This window comes from Cytophaga sp. (genome assembly GCF_051961495.1).
GTDB lineage: Bacteria > Bacteroidota > Bacteroidia > Cytophagales > Cytophagaceae > Cytophaga.
In genome coordinates, this window is the sequence record NZ_JBQCDF010000022.1 from 1 (window position 1) to 17,918 (window position 17,918).

The following is a 17,918-nucleotide window of genomic DNA, read 5'->3' on the forward strand; positions in this document are numbered from 1 at the left end:
AAAGAATTGGAAGAAGCCATTGCGCAGAATAATATTGTAGAAGTAGCAGACGCATTGTGTGATTTACAATATGTATTAGCTGGTGCCGTGCTTGAATTTGGCCTGGGTGAAAAATTCAAGGAACTGTTTGATGAAGTGCAGCGTTCCAACATGAGTAAGACCTGTGCTACGGAAGCGGAGGCTAACGCAACCATTGCTCATTATGAAGCGAAAGGGCAGCCATGCTATCATGTGAAAAGTGGTAATCATTATTTAGTATACAGAACAGAAGACAATAAGACGCTGAAGTCTATTAACTATTCAGCAGCCGACCTGAAGTCAATTGTAGAGAAATAAAAAAAGTTTATAAAAGTCACGCTCATAACGTGGCTTTTTCTTTTATATACTTTATGAAAAAGCTGATGTTATTTTTATTGATAAGCCGGTATGCCTTATCATTCAGTTATGCGCAGGATCATGTGCAGCAATTAATTACAGAGATCAAAGCTGCTAAGAACATTCAATGCTATTATCTGGGTTCGCATGGCAGCCCGTCAGCATTATTCATGAAAGCAGACACGTTAAGTTCGTTGCTTACTATAGAGGAGCAGGTACAGCTGTTTGCTGACACCAGCCGTACCCTGAAGTATTATTGTTATCATCATTTGCTATCTGACAAAGACAATGATTCAATAGCTTTTAATCTGTTGAAGCAAGTGATCAACGATACCACAGAAGTGGAATATTTGTGCAGTTGCTTTCTGCGTACCCGTAGCTTCAACGGCTTGCTGGTAGAAAAGTATGCGCATTTCATGCAGGCAAAATATAAGGATGGGAATCCAACGGTATTGGGAGGCGACAGGAGAGTTTATATGTTTCCTAAACCGGACAAGAAAACATATAAAGAAAAAATCAAACAATTACGATCGCTCATTGAGCAATCAGCAAGCTCAGCTGAATTACTGTATTATCTTCAATAATTCAACTGTGTTGATTTTCATTCTTCTTCGATCTCTTTTAACTGAGACTTAATGAATGGTGTTCTTGGCGCCAGAAAATATCCCGTAAGGCTTGCAAACAGAATCGGGATGAAATACGTGAATCCTGTAAGTGATGACAACAGTATGGTTGTACTCATAGGAGTACGTGTAACACAGGCATTGATTGCAGCCATGCAGCTTACAGTTGTTAAGGAAAGGTTGACTGCAGGAAAGTAATGGTGAATAATCAGGCTCAGACTGGCGCCGACAAAAAACAGTGGTATAATAAAACCGCCACGCCAGCCGGAAGTTACCGTTATGCCAATGGCTATTATTTTAAAGGTAATGACAGCCAGAAGCATATCCAGCGTAAATGATCCTGTTAGCAGTGTATCGATCTGATCATGTCCGAAGTATCGTGTGATAGGAATAAACCAGGCAATGAAACCAAGTATAATACCACCTGCAAACGTTTTAACATAAATCGGCAGCGTTATTTTTTTGAGGAGGGATTGCAGTAGTTTGGTATAATAAATGAACAGCCAGCCGACAGCAGTTGCACATAAACCAAAGAGTACAGCGTAAGCAAAATCAAACCTGTCGGTCATTTCATAAGCCGGCAGTTCCCACGTTGGTCCGATACCCATGTTTATGATTATAGCAAAAATGATGTAACTGAAAGAGCTTGCTACCAATGCAGGTATGATTGCCTGGTAATATTCAACAGCATGTTTATGGTGTAAAATTTCCAGTGCAAATAAACTACCACCCAATGGAGCACCGAACAATGCTGTAAAGCCTGAGGCCATGCCGGCAATACTTAATGAACGTAATTCTTCGCCTTTTAATCTCAATACTTTTCCAAGCCAGGAACCTGTAGAGCCGGTTACCTGTACCAATGGGGCTTCGGGTCCAAGGCTTCCGCCGGAAGATACACATAGAAGGGAAGAGAGGATCATAGATGGATTATTCTTTGGATCTAACTTACCTTTTTTGAAGCGGATATTATTTACCATCAGGTGCATTTCTCCGGGATCACCAATGAAATGAATAACAAGACCTGCAAGAAGTCCACAGATAGCCATGACCGGTATAACCAGCCAGCCCTCAAAATGAGAAAGCGTATGTGTTAAAAACTCAAGCGTGATCCAGTATAAGCCAGCTGTAATGCCGCCGATAATGCCCAGTCCGGCCCACAACAAAAACATTCTGTTAAATACAAAACTGTTAAAATGAATGGGCTTGTTTAATGTAGTGGTATGATTAATGAGCTTGCGTCTGATTTCTATTTTCATGTTTAAGAAGATTCATGAATAAGCAATATAAGTCAAACGTGAGAAAAAACATAAACAGCTTTATAATGAGCCTTAGTAAATACGGGTTTCTACGTAGTTTTCTTACAGGACTTTTGGCTAACTAGAAATGTTTGTATACATATCTGTTTAGATCATTAGTTTAATATGAAGAAAAGAATAACCAGAAGCCTGCGTGTATCAAAGTATATCATCTACAAAGAAACACTTGTGGATTACAAAGAACATTTCTGGTCCTTTTTAGGAGCATTTATTGGTATTGGTCTGATTACTTTTTTTCAAAGTAAAGTTGTTACACATCAGGAAAATATTTTTTTGATTGGTTCATTCGGAGCTTCCAGTGTATTGGTATATGGTTCCATTCAGAGTCCATTGGCTCAACCACGAAATCTGATTGGCGGACATGTACTTTCAGCCTTGATTGGTGTTACTGCGTATAAATTATTTCCTGATATGTTGTGGCTCTCAGCACCCTTTGCTGTCGCTATGTCAATTGTATTGATGCAAATCACTAAAACTCTGCATCCGCCAGGTGGTGCTACGGCACTGATTGCTGTGATCGGTTCTGAAAAGATTAAACATCTTGGTTATTGGTATGTTATAAGTCCTGTTTTGACGGGCTGTTTGATCATGCTTGCCGTTGCATTGGTTTTTAATAACATAACCTCACACCGCAGTTATCCTACCGATAAGCGCTTTACACGCATTGTTCGTACGTTTTTAAGAAGGGGGTGAATGGCTACTCGAAGATTAAATGTTTCACGGAGTCTCCGCTGGATGCCAGCTCTTGCAGAGATTCTATACCGATCTTTAAATGTTCTTCCACATACAATTTAGTTACCGACGTATCACTGTCTGCAGTCTTTACACCATCCGGTACCATTGGATTATCTGATACCAGCAGTAATGCTCCGTGCGGAATACTGTTTGCGAAGCCGACAACAAATATTGTAGCTGTTTCCATATCAATAGCCATTGTACGGATTTTTCTCAAATACGCTTTGAACTCTTCGTCATGTTCCCACACCCTGCGATTGGTTGTATAGACTGTTCCGGTCCAGTAGTCGCGTTCGTGTTTGCGGATGATAGAGGATACTGCCTGCTGTAATCTGAAAGATGGTAATGCAGGAATTTCTTTCGGTAAATAATCATCGCTTGTACCTTCACCACGGATCGCAGCAATCGGTAAGATCAGGTCACCGACTTTTGTTTTTTTCAGACCGCCGCATTTACCTAAAAACAGTACGGCTTTAGGTTGTATGGCTGAAAGAATGTCCATGCATGTTGCCGCCATGGCGCTTCCCATACCAAAATTAATGATTGTAATGTTATTGGCTGTCGCTGTCTGCATGGGCTTGCCGACACCCTTTATTTCAGCGCCAAATTGCCTGGCGAACATTTCTAAATAGTTATGAAAATTCACAATTAAGATATATTCCCCGAATTCTTTTATTTCTGTTCCCGTATATCTTGGTAACCAGTTTTTTACAATTTCCTCTTTCGTTTTCATACAGCAATATTAAATGTAATAACTGAAATTTCTATAATTAAGTACGTAAATTACATACCGATAGTAGTAACATGTATCCCGATTTAAATTTACCTGCGGCCGATTTAAAACTTGCCCGAGAGCAAGGTGAGATCTATGTATTTGATATTATACGTAAAAAAAATATTTTGTTGACCCCGGAGGAATGGGTGCGTCAACATTTTATTCATTACCTGATCCATACATGCAAATTCCCTAAGGCACTTTTTAAGGTAGAGAGCGGACTTTCATACAATTCGCTCAATAAAAGAAGTGATATAAAAATTTTTAACCGGAAGGGAAACGTTTTTATGCTGGTTGAATGCAAAGCTTTTTCAATACCGGTTTCTTCACAGACAGTAGCGCAGGTTTCTGCTTATAATAAGACCATAGAAGCTGAATGGATCATCGTAACCAATGGGTTTGATCATTATGCTTTTCAGCGTGAAGGCGAAGGAGATACAGTGCAATTTGTAAAGAGAAATCAGCTGCCTATTTTTGAGTAACAGGCAGTTCGTTCTCCCAGTGATAATAGGTATTGTGAATCATACCGTTTGTATAATACTGAATCACGGCCTGGATAAATTTTACCTCTTCAGTGTTGGCAGGCCGCAGTTGTTGGTCGTTATAGTCTTTCACGACAAAACCTTTTCCTGCATTTCCTTCTATATAATGCTCCTGCAGAAATATACGATACGTATTGTTTGAAAAATTAACAGCATAAGCATGCTCCGGTTTTTTACCAAACACCGACTGGCCAAGTAAAGCAGGAGCGCTGTTTGTGATCTGTAAATAGTCCAGTACGCTTGGAAGGATATCGATGTGATCAGCAACCAGAGAAGTATCTGCTTTTAGCTTTTCTGCAGGGTGAAAGAATATTAATGGTACATTATAATCACCACGGGTGTTGGTATATTTTTTCTTATCGTGCATCTGAGTGTGATCGGCCGTGATTACAAACAGTGTGTTGTTGTACCACATCTCTTTTTTTGCGGTTTCGAAGAACTTGCGCAGCGAGTAATCTGTATAACCGATCGACTGGTAAATATCCAAACTGCCTTTGGGAAAACGTGTTTTATATTTGTCGGGTAACGAATATGGCTGATGCGAACTGATTGTGAAAACCGCAGAAACAAAGGGTTGCGGAAAGCTGTTCAGGTTTTTATTGAAGTATTGTAAATAGGGTTCATCATAAATGCCCCAGTTGCCATCGTAATCTTCTTCGCTACCGGTGTATTCATTGAGTCCGTAGTAATGGGCAAAATCTGCATTTTGAGTGAATGCATCAAACCCCATGGAACCATTTTTTGCAGCATGGAAAAAAGAAGTATGATATCCCTTTTTGCGAAGCTCAGTACCCAGGCCATTTAAGGTATTGGTTTGATACAGGGAAGTAATATACGGTTCCTGCATCAGGCCAGGGATAGAGGCTAGTATGGAAGGTACAGCTTCCATACTGATTTTCCCGTTAGCAAAATGATTCGGGAAAAATAGATTTGTTTTGGCAAGCGAATCCAGGAATGGTGTATAGCCTTCGTATGGATTATTAATGCCCATGTATTCAGACGAAAAACTTTCTAAAATGATGATGACAACATTCTGTGGCGTTTTATGTTGTGGAAGCAGGGTATTTTTTTGTGAGTTCCATGCTGCTAAAACAGCAGAAACTTCTTTTGGATCATTGTAGTAGTAGACCGGTTCAATAGTTTCAAGACCTACAGTCATAAAAATATTGAACGGTGTATTCAATACCACATTACCTAGTTTGCCCGGTTCTACAGAGAACGCCAGATTAGGCCGCAGCGGTTTCAACTGAAATCCGCCGCGGATACCGATAACCGCAATGCCAATAAACACTGCATATCCAATTGCGAAGTACAGTACAGGTCTTTGTGATTTAACAGGTTTGTATTTGATACGCAGGGTACGCAACAGAATCCATAAGAATAAAACAAAGGCAAGTAAAGCGATGTGCCAGTAGTTAAGCACCAGCTGGCTGAATTGATTGCCGATATCATCTTTAATGCCAAGAATTTCAATACCTGTACGCTTACCTGTGAATGCGAAATATTCCAGGTCGATCAGGTTTAAACAGATCAGCATGGTATTGACTAGTACAAAAAGTATTTTTCCGGTGAAGAAAAGAAGTTTGGGAATCTCAAAGAAGCGACCTATTGCCAGCAGCAGTATAAAGACAACATTGAAGGCTAACAGGATGGAAATATCAAACCGCAGACCAAGCAGAAAAGCATGGATAATCTGTTCATTCGTACAGTTGTCGAACTGGTTTGAATAAAACAGATAAAACAACAACCGGCAAAGGCTGAACAGAATTAATAAGAAAAGGAAGCGTGTAAATAGAAATCTATATAATGCAACGATCATTCATCCAGTGATTCAGTAATATCCTGTAAAGATAATTGAAATGTTTTAGCCAACATAGCATCAACCACTTTCCCTTTCACAATGGAAAGCCCTTTTTGAATTTCGCCGGATTGTTTGCACGCATCTTTCCAGCCTTTGTCTGCCAGTTGCAGCAGATAGGGCAGACTGGCATTGGTAAGTGCATTGGTGGAAGTTGCGGGTACAGCTCCGGGAATATTCGGTACACAATAGTGAATCACATCTTTTACCAGGAAGATCGGATGTTCATGCGAAGTAGGTTTGCATGTTTCTATGCAGCCGCCCTGGTCTACAGCGACATCAATAACTACAGAGCCTTTAGGCATACTTTCGATCATGGACCTGGAAGCCAGTACAGGGGCTTTTCCACCCGGGATCAAAACAGCACCAACCAATACGTCCGTTTGCAGCAAATATTCCCCGATAAGTGATTTAGTAGGATAGAGACATGTAACATTTGCCGGTAAAACATCTGCCAGATAGCGCAGACGCGAAAGGTTGATATCCATCAGCACTACTTCCGCACCTAAACCTGCGGCCATCTTCGCTGCTTGTGTACCAACTACACCGCCGCCAAGAATAAGCACACGTGCAGGTTTTACACCTGGTACACCGCCCATCAGTTTGCCGCTGCCGCCGTTGCCTTTCTCCAGATAATGCGCGGCAATCTGTATCGACATACGGCCGGCTACTTCAGACATAGGTGTTAAGATTGGTAAGGAATGATCTGCTTTTTGTATTGTTTCGTATGCAATGCAAATAGCCTTGCGTTCGATCATGGCTTTGGTTAGTTCTTCCGAAGAAGCAAAATGAAAGTATGTGAAAACAATCTGTCCTTCTTTGATCAGACTGTATTCTGATGGGAGCGGTTCCTTTACTTTGATAATCAGATCCGCCTGCGCATAAATTGCTTCTGCATGATCGATAACAGATGCACCGGCAGCTGTATATGCTTCATTGGAAAAGCCTGAACCCAGGCCGGCATCGCGTTGAACCAATACCTGGTGTTTTCTGGAAATTAATTCTGCAACACCTGAAGGAGTCATGGATACCCGGAACTCTCTGTTTTTTATTTCTTTAGGAACACCAATGATCATAACTTTACTTTTTTATTCTATTTGAAACAGTTTTCTCAGTTAAAGAAACTGAATAAGCTGTAGCTTTCTTGTTGTAAAATGGATTTTTATTTATCGTACCACTCAAAGCAGAATATATGACAGAATCCTGAACGTCATTTTTCTTTAATGTATACAGAATTTTATACGCATAAAAAAAGCCAACGTTTACACGTTGGCTTTTTATTGATGGGGGATGATAAAATTATTTGTTCGAGAATGGTGCATTATTGCTGCCTTCCTGAATAATACTTTTTTGTTGTAAAGATTCAACAACTTCAGATTCGAGCACAACAGACGTACGTGGATGTGCAATATCATTGCTGTAGAATGTCAGGATATCTCTGTTGTAGCCGTCAGTGCCAGGCGTATAAGTAATCTGCAGTGTAACTGATTTGCCCGGAAGAACGAATTTTACTTCTTCAGCAGACTTTTCTTTTACCAGCTTGTAGTTTGCACAGCTGCATGCTGCCTGAGCTTTTTGTATAAATAAAGTATCTTTACCAGGGTTTGAAAGTTTTACAGAATAAAGGCTGTTGTGGCCTCTTTCAACTTTGCCAAAGTTTACTGTCGTTTTTTCAAGAACAAGTTTAGGCGCTTTTTTAAGCTCTGCTTCTGTCGGCGTTGCTGCTTCTGGTCCTTTAGGTTCTACAATACCTTTAATGTTCAGCATTTTAGCTACCTGGTCTTTGTAATAAACCGTAATCGTCTTTTGGAAAACACCTGGTCTGCCTTGAGAATTAAATGCTGCAGTAATTGAGCCTTTCTGGCCCGGTAAAATTGGTTCTGTTGAAAATGAAGGGGTTGTACATCCGCAAGATGCACGTACATTTTCAGCTTTTAATAAGATGGTGTCTTTCCCTGCATTGAAGAATTCAAATGTATGAGTAGCAACATCGCCTTCAGTAACAATCCCGAAATCAAATTTATCCAGCGGGAAATTGAAATCATTTGATACTTGAGCATTTGAAAAACTCAATGTGCTTGCTGTTAAGGCAATTAAAACCCAGATTTTGTTGAACATAGCTTTAAATATTTACTTGGAATAATGCTAAAATGACCTACGGTATTCAAAGTTACATAAATTATACCAAAAATAGATAGTTTACGTACCATAAGAGTAAAACATTTGAATAGCGCTTTAAATTCCATAATTTTGTAAAGTTTGGCTAATCCTAACAAGACTATTTTGAATACAAGTGAAATAACAGGGGAATTTTCTTTGACCAAGGAGGAAATTCTGAATGATTACAGATTGGCATGCGAAAGCAGACAAACAAGTATACTTGCCCGTAAAGAAGTTTTTATGGGTAAGGCGAAGTTTGGAATCTTTGGCACCGGAAAGGAAGTTGCCCAGATCTGCATGGCTAAATTCTTCAAAGAAGGAGATTTTCGTTCAGGATACTACCGTGATCAGACCTTTGTAATGGCTACCGGCGAATTGAGCATCGAACAGTATTTTGCTCAGCTTTATGGTCATGCCGATGTCAACCATGATCCGCATTCCGGTGGACGGATGATGATCGGACACTATTCTACCCGAAATCTGGATGAGCAGGGGCGTTTTAAAGACCTTACAAAAATAAAAATATCTACACCCGACATTTCTCCGACCGGCGCTCAGATGCCACGTTTGGTAGGTTTGGCCTGGGCTTCAAAATTATTCCGTAATAATCCGGAACTTCAGCAGATGACTAATTTCAGTCGTAATGGCAATGAAGTAGCTTTCGGAACAATCGGTAACGGAGCCATGGCTGAAGGTGTATTTTTTGAAGCTATAAATGCAGCCGGAGTTTTACAGATTCCTATGCTTACTTCGATCTGGGATGACGCCTATGCGATTTCTGTACCGCAGAGTTACCAGACAACCAAAGATGATATTTCTTCTATGTTCGAAGGTTTCAGGAGAGATCATAATGAACGTGGCATTGAGCTGATGAAAGTAAAGGGCTGGGATTATGAAGCTCTTTGCTATGCATATAAAGAAGCAACCCGTTTATGCAGAGAAGAACATGTACCTGTATTGATGCACGTATATGAAATGACTCAGCCCATGGGGCATTCTACTTCCGGTTCGCACGAACGTTATAAAACCAAGGAGCGTTTGCAATGGGAAGAAGATTATGATTGCAATAAGAAATTCCGTGAGTGGATTCTGGAAAACGGGATCTGCTCCGAAGATGATCTGCTGAAGATCGAAGCCGAATCGGTTGAAAAAGTAAAGCTTGCCCGTCAGCGTGCCTGGGAAAATTATCTGAAATACCTGCACGCAGATCAGGAGCAGGCAGTGAATTATATTAAAGAGGCTGCTGCTTCAAGCTCTGTTAAAGAAGAGCTGGAACAGATTGCTACACAGTTACAGAAAACAGTAAATCCATATCGTTCTGATGCAGTAAAGGCCGTTAAAAAAGCATTACGTCTGTTGCGTAACGAAACCAATGCTGCCAAGGTACAGCTGCAGGATTGGGCTGCACGCACAGAAACTGAAAACAGACAGCGTTTCAACAGTCACCTGTACAGTCATTCTGCTGAATCTGCTTTGCTGGTGCCTGAAGTTGCTCCGGTTATTACAGAAGATTCTCTACTACTAGACGGACGTGAATTGTTGCAGCATAACTTTGAAGCCTTGTTCAGACGTGATCCGCGCTTATTGGCCTTTGGTGAAGACGTTGGTCAGATCGGTGATGTGAACCAAGGCTTTTCAGGCTTGCAGGATAAGTTCGGCGAGATCCGTATTACCGATACTGGTATCCGTGAGGCAACGATTGTAGGACAGGCAATTGGTACTGCCATGCGCGGTCTCCGTCCGATTGCAGAGATTCAGTATCTGGACTATTTATTATTCGCGATTGAAATATTATCGGATGATGTAGCTTCGCTGCATTATCGTTCTGCCGGCGGACAGAAAGCTCCATTGATCATCCGTACACGCGGGCACCGCCTGGAAGGAATGTTCCACTCCGGTTCTCCGATGCAGATGATCTTAGGTTCTGTACGTGGTATGTTTTTATGCGTACCGCGCAACATGACACAAGCGGCAGGTATGTACAATACGCTGCTTAAAGGTGATGAGCCGGCGATCATGATCGAATCATTGAATGCATATCGCTTAAAAGAAAAACTGCCGCAGAATTTAGGTGAGTTTACCGTACAGCTTGGTATTGTAGATGTATTAAGACCAGGAGCGGATATTACGATTGTCACCTATGGTTCTATGTGCCGCATTGTACAGGAAGGCGCAAACGAACTGCAGCAGTTGGGTATTTCCTGCGAGATCATTGATATACAAACGCTGATTCCGTTTGACCGTACACACCAGATTGTTGAATCGATCAAGAAAACAAACCGTGTGTTGTTTGCCGATGAAGATTATTCAGCAGGAGCAACATCTTATATGATGCAGCAAGTGCTGGAAGGGCAGAAGGCATGGCAATACCTGGATTCAGAACCAAGAACATTATCAGCACAGGATAACAGACCTGCATATTCAACGGATGGTGATTACTACTCCAAACCAAGTGCGGATGATGTGATCGATATCGTATATGAAATGATGCACGAAGTAAATCCGGCGAAATTCCCGAGATGGTATAAGTAGTGGTCAGTAAACAGTGGTCAGTAAAATAATTTTAGTAAAGCCTGCCGAAAGTGATTCGGCAGGCTTTTTTATTGGATAGCAGTTATTGGTTTGGTGTTTCTGCCTGAACAAATCTTTGTTTATATACTTCACCCGATGCAGAGTACCAATAACTTCATTTGAATGTTCAAGGCAATTCTTACTTACTATTAGAATATTTTTTATATTTAGAAAGTAATATGATGCTTCTATGAAAAGTAAAATGCTTTTGAAAAACATATTTTTTATTGCCACTATTTCTCTTTTTATATCTGCCTGTAATCCGAAAACCAATGTGTGGTTTAACGATATTAAAACATCGATAGAGAAACGTGCCGCTACGAAACCTGATAGTATTGTTGTTACTTATAACGAAGACAGTACAGCCAGGTTTGAACATTATTTTTCCGGTGGGAGTGAATACAAGGTGAATACGTTTTCTCAGGATTTATTTATAGAGTCTGATACTTTTTATCTGGTTATGGAATCATTATATAATTCTGATAAAACATTTGAATTGAGGAAAGGCTGGTTTAGCGATCATACCTTACAATTTGAAGGTGTGCTATATCAAGGTCTTTATTATGGTCCTTTTACATTGTATTATCCAAACGGTAAAGTAAATAGTCGTGGGACACGATACAAAGATGAGGATATTGGAATATGGGAAAAATGGAATGATGATGGAACATTTGTTGGAAATACAGATTATAAAAATGCCAATAAAGAAGATGCTATCCGGCAGATTAAATTCGTTGAATAAATCATGACAGTATGAAATCAATTTTTGTATTTATCATTTTCTGTTTTTTCTTCAATGCCTGTGTATTCAATGCAACGAACGGTGAACCAAACATGTGTGAGTTGCATGGTAAAAAGATGCATAAGTCGTTTGTGAAGGCTGTGTATGGGAAAACCTATGTAGCTCCAAATACGGCGGCCTATCCGAATGCAAGAAAGAAACTGAACCAGGGTTGTGTTATTTATGATCGCAAGTATAAGTATGCTGTTGTATGGACTTGTTCAGCATGTACAAAACTGAAACGGAAGGGTAGAAAGGAAAGGAATAAGGTCATTTTTCTTTTTCAGAAGGAGGAGTCATAGATTGTATTTTTTTCTACCACTGACATGCTGTTGTCACACCCGCTAATTATTTTTGTTCAAACAATACAAAAATGAAATCAGAACAAATAGCAACATTTTATCCGAAGAGCCGCAAAGCCTGGCGGCAGTGGCTAACCAAACATCACCGCTCGGAACAATCGGTGTGGCTGTTGTTCTATAAAAAGGAATCGGGGAAACCAACCATCAGCTGGAGCGATGCCGTTGAGGAAGCCCTGTGCTTTGGCTGGATTGACAGCAAGCGTAAGTCTTTAGATCCGGAAAGCTTCATACAATTCTTCTGTCAGCGCAAACCCAAAGGAACCTGGTCGAAGATAAATAAAGAAAAAGTTGTGGAGCTGATGGCTGCCGGACTGATGACAGAAATGGGACTTGCCAGTATTGAGACCGCGAAGCAAAACGGCTCGTGGGAAATTCTTGATGTAGTTGACGCGCTGGAAATACCCAAAGATCTGGCAAAAGCATTTAAAGCCAATCCCGGTTCAAAAGATTTCTTTTTAAGCCTGAGCAAGTCGGTGCGCAAAATGATCCTGTACTGGCTGGTATCTGCCAAGCGTACAGAGACAAGGGAAAAGCGCATCCTTGAAGTTGCAGAGCGGGCCGCACAGGGATTGAAGCCGAAGCACATTTGAATTAGTTGTCAGTAATCAATTTATTGGTTCGTTAAATTGTATTTTTTCGTTAATAAAAATCATATACATGATTCATCCTATGAAAAATAATTTGTTCCTGTTTTGTTTAGCCATATTTCTTGTAAACAGCTGTAGCAATGACGCTACAAAAGAAGCAGTACATCAAGATTCTGTTGTAGCCAACGTTGCTCATTCAACCATCGATTCAGTTTCAAACCCTCAGGCAGAAGCTGATTACATACTTGCACACCTGGATGATCCACGTAAGCCGAATCGAGTGATCAATACCTATGCGGAACTGATTGAAAAATCATTGCTTTCAACGCTACCTGCGCGTACATATCCTGATGCTAAAGATTCTATATTCGAATTCTTTGTAACAAAACAATTCTATAAAGATTTTCTGGCAGCCAAACCATTGCAGTCTATTCTTCAGGAAAATGATGAAGTAAAATTTATGGGCGATGGTGTTAAAATAGAAATCCCGGAGAAACAAACATTTTTAAACCCCACTGGTTTAGGAGAAGTGGTAGAAATGGGACCGATTCATCAATATCAACTGAATGATTCCATATTTGCATTTACTTTTTCGGAACTAAATGATCCGGCTCCTGGTGTTAAGCAATTTTCGTATGCTACTTATATATGTGTCTTCAATCAATCAGGTCAATACATTGGCGGTTGGGAAACGAATTATTCCTCTTATGGAAACCATGGAGCAGGCTATGAATCTGAAGCGGCAATAACAAAGGATGGAAAGATCAGCATTACCTATTCGGATACGGATGGAGATACTTATTTGATTACAGATGTCAGAACAATATTTGAAATTACCCCATCACAACATATAAGTAGAATTGAATACAAAAAATCAAAAAGGCAGCAATAATAAATTTAATTGTATAGCGTAAACGTCGACTATTTATAATTATTCCAGAAAAATAAAACCTTTCAACTTTTTAAATAAATCATCGTATAATTTTTTAACGGTTGTTTGTTGAAGCTGATTAAATAGTTATTTTCATATGCGAATAGCTTATTAAATTAAGAAGACATGAAGAGGATTATTTTGTGGGTGTTGGCTTTGTTTTTGCCATTTTGTTCCTATTCAAAAACCGTTACATATTATCAGGACTCGGGTAATATTCCCATAGGTGGATATTCAGAAATTTTTACAGACCCTGCTGATACATGTACCATACAGGATCTGGTTCAAACGGATAAATTCGTTGCAGCCGGCAATACGATTCCCAATCTGGGAATTTCTTCAAAAGCTTTTTGGGTGAAGTTTACGATTCAAAATGAATCTGAACTGGAAGAATTACTTTTGGAATATGGACAGGTAATCATAGATGAAATAAGTATTTATGTTGTCACCCCAAAAAATAATAAGATCGTCTATACGTATCACACGGGTGAAAAATATAAATTCAGTAAACGTGCGTACGATTATCCGACTTATATCTTTTCGATTCCGATTTCCAAAGGAGAAACAAAAGATGTTTACCTGCATCTTAAAAGCGGAGAAGAAATAGTTATTCCGGTAACACTTGGTTCTACAACAACTATATTAGACGCCAATCATGATAAAGGATTTATTTTTGGTATGTATAGCGGAATCATCTTTGTGATGTTCTTTTTTAATCTGTTTATATACTTCACGCTTAAAGACTCTATTTATCTGAAATACGTCATATATGTATTCTCCATTGGTATGGCCCAGGCATCGTTGTTCGGATATTCATTTCAATACCTATGGCCGGATTCTCCATGGATGGCAAATCAAAGCGTATATCTGTTCTCATGCATGGCCAGTATCAGTGCTTTAGAATTTGTAAAGACATTTTTACAAATGAAAACAAACGCTCCCCTGTTATATAAGGGATCTTTTGTTTTTACACTCGCCTACATCATAACTGAAATTTTATCCTTGGCAGGATATTTCAATATCAGCTATTTCCTGGTGTTAACAAATGCAGGTTTGATCTGCGTCTACATACTCATTGTGGCTATCATTATATTTAAAAGAGGCTTTAAACGTGCACTGTTCTTTTTAATTGCATGGTCGCCTTTACTGCTTGGAATAATCATCAGTGTATTGAAAGACTTTGATATTCTGCCTGCCAATAATTTTACGAATTATACGATGGTCACAGGCACAGCACTTGAAGTAATATTGTTATCTTTTGCCCTGGCTGACAGAATAAATATTTTAAAAAGAGAAAAAGAAGAATCACAGGCACAGACTTTGGAAGCTTTACTCCAGAATGAACTGATTATTAAAAACCAGAATATTCTGTTAGAGAAAAAAGTTGAAGAACGAACAAAAGAATTGTCTGATACGATTGCGGATTTAAAGCAAACACAGCAGCAATTGGTGAGCTCCGAAAAGATGGCCTCCTTGGGGCATTTAACTGCCGGAATTGCCCATGAAATAAACAATCCCATTAATTTTGTTGTGTCCAATGTAAAACCGTTGAAGAAAGACATTGAAGATATTTATGAACTGATAAAGAAATATGAAAACATTGATTCACTCTCTGGTTTTCAAAATGAAATTTCAGAGATCAATTCTTTTAAAAATGAAATAGATTATGCCTATTTGAAAAAGGAGATCGGAAGCTTATTACAGGGTATTGAAGACGGCGCTGGCAAAACAGCGGATATTGTACAGGGGTTGAGGGCATTCTCCAGAACAGACGAAAATGTTTTTAAACGCTCAAACATCCTTGATGGTATTCATTCCAGTTTAACTCTCCTGAATACTGAATTGTCAGGAGCTTCGATCGATGTAGTTAAAAATTTCTCAGATCTTCCTTCGATAGAATGTTATCCGGGTAAATTAAACCAGGTATTCATGAATATTCTGAACAATGCTATTTTTTCTATTAAAGAAAATAAGCAACGTAAAGAAAAGGGCCAGCTTATTATTACGACATACGTTAATAACCATAAAGTACATATTAGCTTTAAAGATAATGGAACCGGTATCGCGGACGATGTGAAAGCAAAAGTTTTTGAGCCCTTTTTTTCTACCAAAGAGGCTGGCAAAGGTGCCGGATTAGGAATGTCCATTGCGTTTGAAATTATCCGTGAACATAATGGAGATATTCAATTGCATACGGAATATGGCATAGGCAGTGAGTTTGTGGTTAGTCTGCCAGTGAATTACACCAAATAATAACGATCCGGAAAGAGTTTTATAAAAGAATAAGAAGGTTCTAATCAATAAAACAGAAATCCTGTTTCGATCCGATAGCTACGGGATCAGAACAGGATTTCTGTTTTACAATCATTGATGTCAAGCTTTATTTAGCAGCAACGATATACTGTTTTGCATCGTTGCAATCCACATAGTTGCCTACATATGCCTTAAGCTCTACGATCAGATACGAACCGGACAAATTATTAGCATGATGGGTAACATGAATGGTTTCCCCTGGTTCTAAGACATAATCTGCGCCATTTACAATATACATGGCAAATCCTCCGGCAGCATTATCTGTATTATCATACGTGTTGTCTGCAGAGATATAATTCTGGATGGTAGCATGTGTTAAATCAAGTGGATTTGTTCCTGTATTTTTAAGATCCACTTCGTAATTAATTGTGCTGCTGTTCTGGCTGGTAATAGTAAAATTACTGTATTGCAATTTAGCAAAATCCGCACAGGTCATATTTACATAATTGAATACAGGCTGGGAAGAAAATGTTGAACCTTTAACAGTAACCTTTACAGCGCCGCTGGTACTTGCCGGTACTTCAACCTGAATACCGGTTGATGTTACACTTATGACTGTTGCGGCAACTCCATTAAAGGTTACACTAATATCGCTGACAGTTGTGCCGAATGTGCCACCGGTAATTTCCAGAGACATTCCTTCCACGCCGTATACCTTGGACAAGGTAAGCGTAGGGCCGGTATTTCCGGGTGCCGGATCGGAATCTTTTTTCTTTTTACAGGAATGTAATGCCAGTACACCAGTCAATAAAAAAATAACCAATGCAGATTTTTTATGTAAGAGAGCCATCATAAATAAGGTTAGTTATATAGTTGTAAAGTGAATCTTATTATCAAGAAACTAATAAATATTATGTAAAACAAACAGTTTATTAAGGTGCAAACGGTGTAATAAAGGTTTCATAAGTCATTCTTTCATGGAAGTAACGAATAACATTGGGTAAAACAGTTAAAAAGCGACAAAAAATCAAAAATATAAATTGAGACTTATAATACGTAGATTTTGAAATAGATTGAACTTTATATGATAATTTTGGATGAGTTTTAAGTGAAATTATTTAACGTTATTGTGAATGTACTTCCACTGCCTATTTCACTTTCTACTCCAATAGTTCCGCCTTGTGCTTCTATAAATTCTTTACTGATTGCTAAACCAAGGCCGGTACCTTCTTTTTTTGTTCCAGGTATACGGAAGTAACGATTGAATATTTTTTCCTTGTATTGGGTTGCGATGCCCTGGCCGGTATCTTTCACCGAAATACTTACTTTGTTGTTAAGGGAAGCTATGGATAGCTGAATTATAGAATGTTCATAGGAATAACGAATGGCATTGGATAATAGATTTATAAGCACCCAGGTAGTTTTTTCATTATCTGCCAGTACCATAGGTATATTATCTGAATAATTCGTAAGAATTTTAATTTGTTTTTGCTCTGCTTGGGTTTTGGTAGCATTGATTGCATATAATATGATTTCTTTCGGATCAACAGGTAAAATAGATAATTGAATATTTCCGCTTTCGAGTTGTGTCATATTTAATAATTCTCCGGTAATTTTAAGTAAGCGATTGGCATCATCCTTAATACTTTCCAATAAATTTTCCTGTTCTTCATTGAGTATACCTATTTGTTTATTTTCAAGCAATTGTAAACTCATTTTAATAGAAGAAATTGGTGTTTTGAATTCATGTGAAACAGTTGCTATGAAGTTTGTTTTTGCAAAATCCAATTCTTTGTATTCAGTAATATTTCTGAGTATAATAACATGTCCGATTACTTGCTGGGATTCTTCGCCAGTAGGAATGATGGAAATATGCAGGATCTCTTTTTCAAAATATCCTTCTTTGTTATTCGAATAAATTTTAATTGGTTTACTTTTACCAGACGATGTATGTTCAGCTACCATCAGATCTTGAACAAGTGTTCGTACAAGGTCGTTTTTTATAGACAATTCCTGTGTATAATTGCCGATGAGCTCTTCCTGCGAAAT

17 protein-coding genes are annotated in these 17,918 nt (G+C 39.0%); 10 read left to right on the top strand and 7 right to left on the bottom strand.

Translation table 11 applies throughout. From position 1 onward, the window contains the following. Positions 1-336, top strand: a 336-nt coding sequence (locus ACTHJT_RS01185; RefSeq protein ID WP_440235775.1) for a hypothetical protein, incomplete at its 5' end; no start/stop codon positions are given. 53 nt (positions 337-389) lie between these two features. Continuing rightward, on the top strand, positions 390-959 hold the full coding sequence (locus ACTHJT_RS01190) for a hypothetical protein (RefSeq protein WP_440235776.1): 570 nt from the start codon (positions 390-392) through the stop codon (positions 957-959). A gap of 17 nt (positions 960-976) precedes the next feature. On the opposite strand, the gene ACTHJT_RS01195 is transcribed toward ACTHJT_RS01190, so the two are convergent. Next, positions 977-2,254 carry a chloride channel protein gene (locus ACTHJT_RS01195; protein WP_440235777.1) on the bottom strand — a complete coding sequence of 426 codons (1,278 nt, stop codon included), beginning with the start codon at positions 2,252-2,254 and terminating at the stop codon, positions 977-979. Between the two features lie 165 nt (positions 2,255-2,419). Between ACTHJT_RS01195 and ACTHJT_RS01200 the strand changes: the two genes are divergently transcribed. Next, positions 2,420-3,007, top strand: a complete 588-nt coding sequence (locus tag ACTHJT_RS01200; protein WP_440235779.1) for an HPP family protein — start codon at positions 2,420-2,422, stop codon at positions 3,005-3,007. Positions 3,008-3,011: 4 nt separating this feature from the next. Here the strand turns inward: ACTHJT_RS01200 and ACTHJT_RS01205 are convergent, their stop codons facing one another. Further along, on the bottom strand, positions 3,012-3,782 hold the full coding sequence (locus ACTHJT_RS01205; RefSeq protein ID WP_440235781.1) for an AMP nucleosidase: 771 nt from the start codon (positions 3,780-3,782) through the stop codon (positions 3,012-3,014). A gap of 71 nt (positions 3,783-3,853) precedes the next feature. Here ACTHJT_RS01205 and ACTHJT_RS01210 point away from each other — a divergent pair, with 71 nt between their 5' ends. Beyond that, complete coding sequence (locus ACTHJT_RS01210; protein WP_440235783.1) at positions 3,854-4,306, top strand: type I restriction enzyme HsdR N-terminal domain-containing protein; 453 nt, start codon at positions 3,854-3,856, stop codon at positions 4,304-4,306. Here ACTHJT_RS01210 and ACTHJT_RS01215 read toward each other — a convergent pair. The 3 genes from ACTHJT_RS01215 to ACTHJT_RS01225 all read right to left on the bottom strand — a co-directional run bounded on the left by ACTHJT_RS01215 (position 4,293) and on the right by ACTHJT_RS01225 (position 8,342). Further along, complete coding sequence (locus ACTHJT_RS01215; RefSeq protein ID WP_440235785.1) at positions 4,293-6,185, bottom strand: LTA synthase family protein; 1,893 nt, start codon at positions 6,183-6,185, stop codon at positions 4,293-4,295. The genes ACTHJT_RS01210 and ACTHJT_RS01215 overlap by 14 nt on opposite strands. Beyond that, positions 6,182-7,300 (bottom strand): alanine dehydrogenase, encoded by a 1,119-nt coding sequence (gene ald, locus ACTHJT_RS01220; RefSeq protein WP_440235787.1) that lies wholly within the window; start codon positions 7,298-7,300, stop codon positions 6,182-6,184. The genes ACTHJT_RS01215 and ald overlap by 4 nt, the downstream gene beginning before the upstream one ends. A 223-nt stretch (positions 7,301-7,523) precedes the next feature. Then, positions 7,524-8,342 (bottom strand): DUF1573 domain-containing protein, encoded by an 819-nt coding sequence (locus tag ACTHJT_RS01225; RefSeq protein ID WP_440235788.1) that lies wholly within the window; start codon positions 8,340-8,342, stop codon positions 7,524-7,526. Between the two features lie 165 nt (positions 8,343-8,507). Between ACTHJT_RS01225 and ACTHJT_RS01230 the strand changes: the two genes are divergently transcribed. The 6 genes from ACTHJT_RS01230 to ACTHJT_RS01255 all read left to right on the top strand — a co-directional run bounded on the left by ACTHJT_RS01230 (position 8,508) and on the right by ACTHJT_RS01255 (position 15,869). Continuing rightward, positions 8,508-10,916, top strand: a complete 2,409-nt coding sequence (locus ACTHJT_RS01230) for an alpha-ketoacid dehydrogenase subunit alpha/beta (protein WP_440235790.1) — start codon at positions 8,508-8,510, stop codon at positions 10,914-10,916. 247 nt (positions 10,917-11,163) lie between these two features. Continuing rightward, a complete protein-coding gene (locus ACTHJT_RS01235) occupies positions 11,164-11,697 on the top strand; it encodes a toxin-antitoxin system YwqK family antitoxin (RefSeq protein ID WP_440235792.1) in 534 nt (177 codons plus the stop codon). Between the two features lie 11 nt (positions 11,698-11,708). Continuing rightward, a complete protein-coding gene (locus ACTHJT_RS01240; protein ID WP_440235793.1) occupies positions 11,709-12,038 on the top strand; it encodes a hypothetical protein in 330 nt (109 codons plus the stop codon). 71 nt (positions 12,039-12,109) lie between these two features. Further along, positions 12,110-12,688: a YdeI/OmpD-associated family protein gene (locus ACTHJT_RS01245; protein WP_440235795.1), complete on the top strand. Its 579-nt coding sequence runs from the start codon at positions 12,110-12,112 to the stop codon at positions 12,686-12,688. Positions 12,689-12,767: 79 nt separating this feature from the next. Beyond that, positions 12,768-13,577, top strand: a complete 810-nt coding sequence (locus ACTHJT_RS01250; RefSeq protein WP_440235797.1) for a hypothetical protein — start codon at positions 12,768-12,770, stop codon at positions 13,575-13,577. 165 nt (positions 13,578-13,742) lie between these two features. Further along, positions 13,743-15,869: a sensor histidine kinase gene (locus tag ACTHJT_RS01255; protein ID WP_440235799.1), complete on the top strand. Its 2,127-nt coding sequence runs from the start codon at positions 13,743-13,745 to the stop codon at positions 15,867-15,869. A gap of 127 nt (positions 15,870-15,996) precedes the next feature. Here ACTHJT_RS01255 and ACTHJT_RS01260 read toward each other — a convergent pair whose 3' ends face one another. Both ACTHJT_RS01260 and ACTHJT_RS01265 read right to left on the bottom strand, forming a co-directional pair. Beyond that, entirely contained in the window at positions 15,997-16,722 is a 726-nt protein-coding gene (locus tag ACTHJT_RS01260) for an IPT/TIG domain-containing protein (protein WP_440235801.1), read from the bottom strand. A 251-nt stretch (positions 16,723-16,973) separates the two neighbouring features. After that, positions 16,974-17,918: sensor histidine kinase (locus tag ACTHJT_RS01265; RefSeq protein WP_440235803.1), on the bottom strand; the 945-nt coding region annotated here is incomplete at its 5' end.

Excerpts from the sequence above, each read along its gene's own strand:
- ACTHJT_RS01200 (WP_440235779.1), top strand. The coding sequence starts at position 2,420 with ATGAAGAAAAGAATAACCAGAAGCCTGCGTGTATCAAAGTATATCATC.
- ald (WP_440235787.1), bottom strand. The coding sequence starts at position 7,300 with ATGATCATTGGTGTTCCTAAAGAAATAAAAAACAGAGAGTTCCGGGTA.
- ACTHJT_RS01260 (WP_440235801.1), bottom strand. The coding sequence starts at position 16,722 with ATGATGGCTCTCTTACATAAAAAATCTGCATTGGTTATTTTTTTATTG.
- ACTHJT_RS01190 (WP_440235776.1), top strand. The coding sequence starts at position 390 with ATGAAAAAGCTGATGTTATTTTTATTGATAAGCCGGTATGCCTTATCA.
- ACTHJT_RS01195 (WP_440235777.1), bottom strand. The coding sequence starts at position 2,254 with ATGAAAATAGAAATCAGACGCAAGCTCATTAATCATACCACTACATTA.
- ACTHJT_RS01205 (WP_440235781.1), bottom strand. The coding sequence starts at position 3,782 with ATGAAAACGAAAGAGGAAATTGTAAAAAACTGGTTACCAAGATATACG.
- ACTHJT_RS01255 (WP_440235799.1), top strand. The coding sequence starts at position 13,743 with ATGAAGAGGATTATTTTGTGGGTGTTGGCTTTGTTTTTGCCATTTTGT.
- ACTHJT_RS01215 (WP_440235785.1), bottom strand. The coding sequence starts at position 6,185 with ATGATCGTTGCATTATATAGATTTCTATTTACACGCTTCCTTTTCTTA.
- ACTHJT_RS01250 (WP_440235797.1), top strand. The coding sequence starts at position 12,768 with ATGAAAAATAATTTGTTCCTGTTTTGTTTAGCCATATTTCTTGTAAAC.
- ACTHJT_RS01225 (WP_440235788.1), bottom strand. The coding sequence starts at position 8,342 with ATGTTCAACAAAATCTGGGTTTTAATTGCCTTAACAGCAAGCACATTG.
- ACTHJT_RS01210 (WP_440235783.1), top strand. The coding sequence starts at position 3,854 with ATGTATCCCGATTTAAATTTACCTGCGGCCGATTTAAAACTTGCCCGA.
- ACTHJT_RS01245 (WP_440235795.1), top strand. The coding sequence starts at position 12,110 with ATGAAATCAGAACAAATAGCAACATTTTATCCGAAGAGCCGCAAAGCC.
- ACTHJT_RS01240 (WP_440235793.1), top strand. The coding sequence starts at position 11,709 with ATGAAATCAATTTTTGTATTTATCATTTTCTGTTTTTTCTTCAATGCC.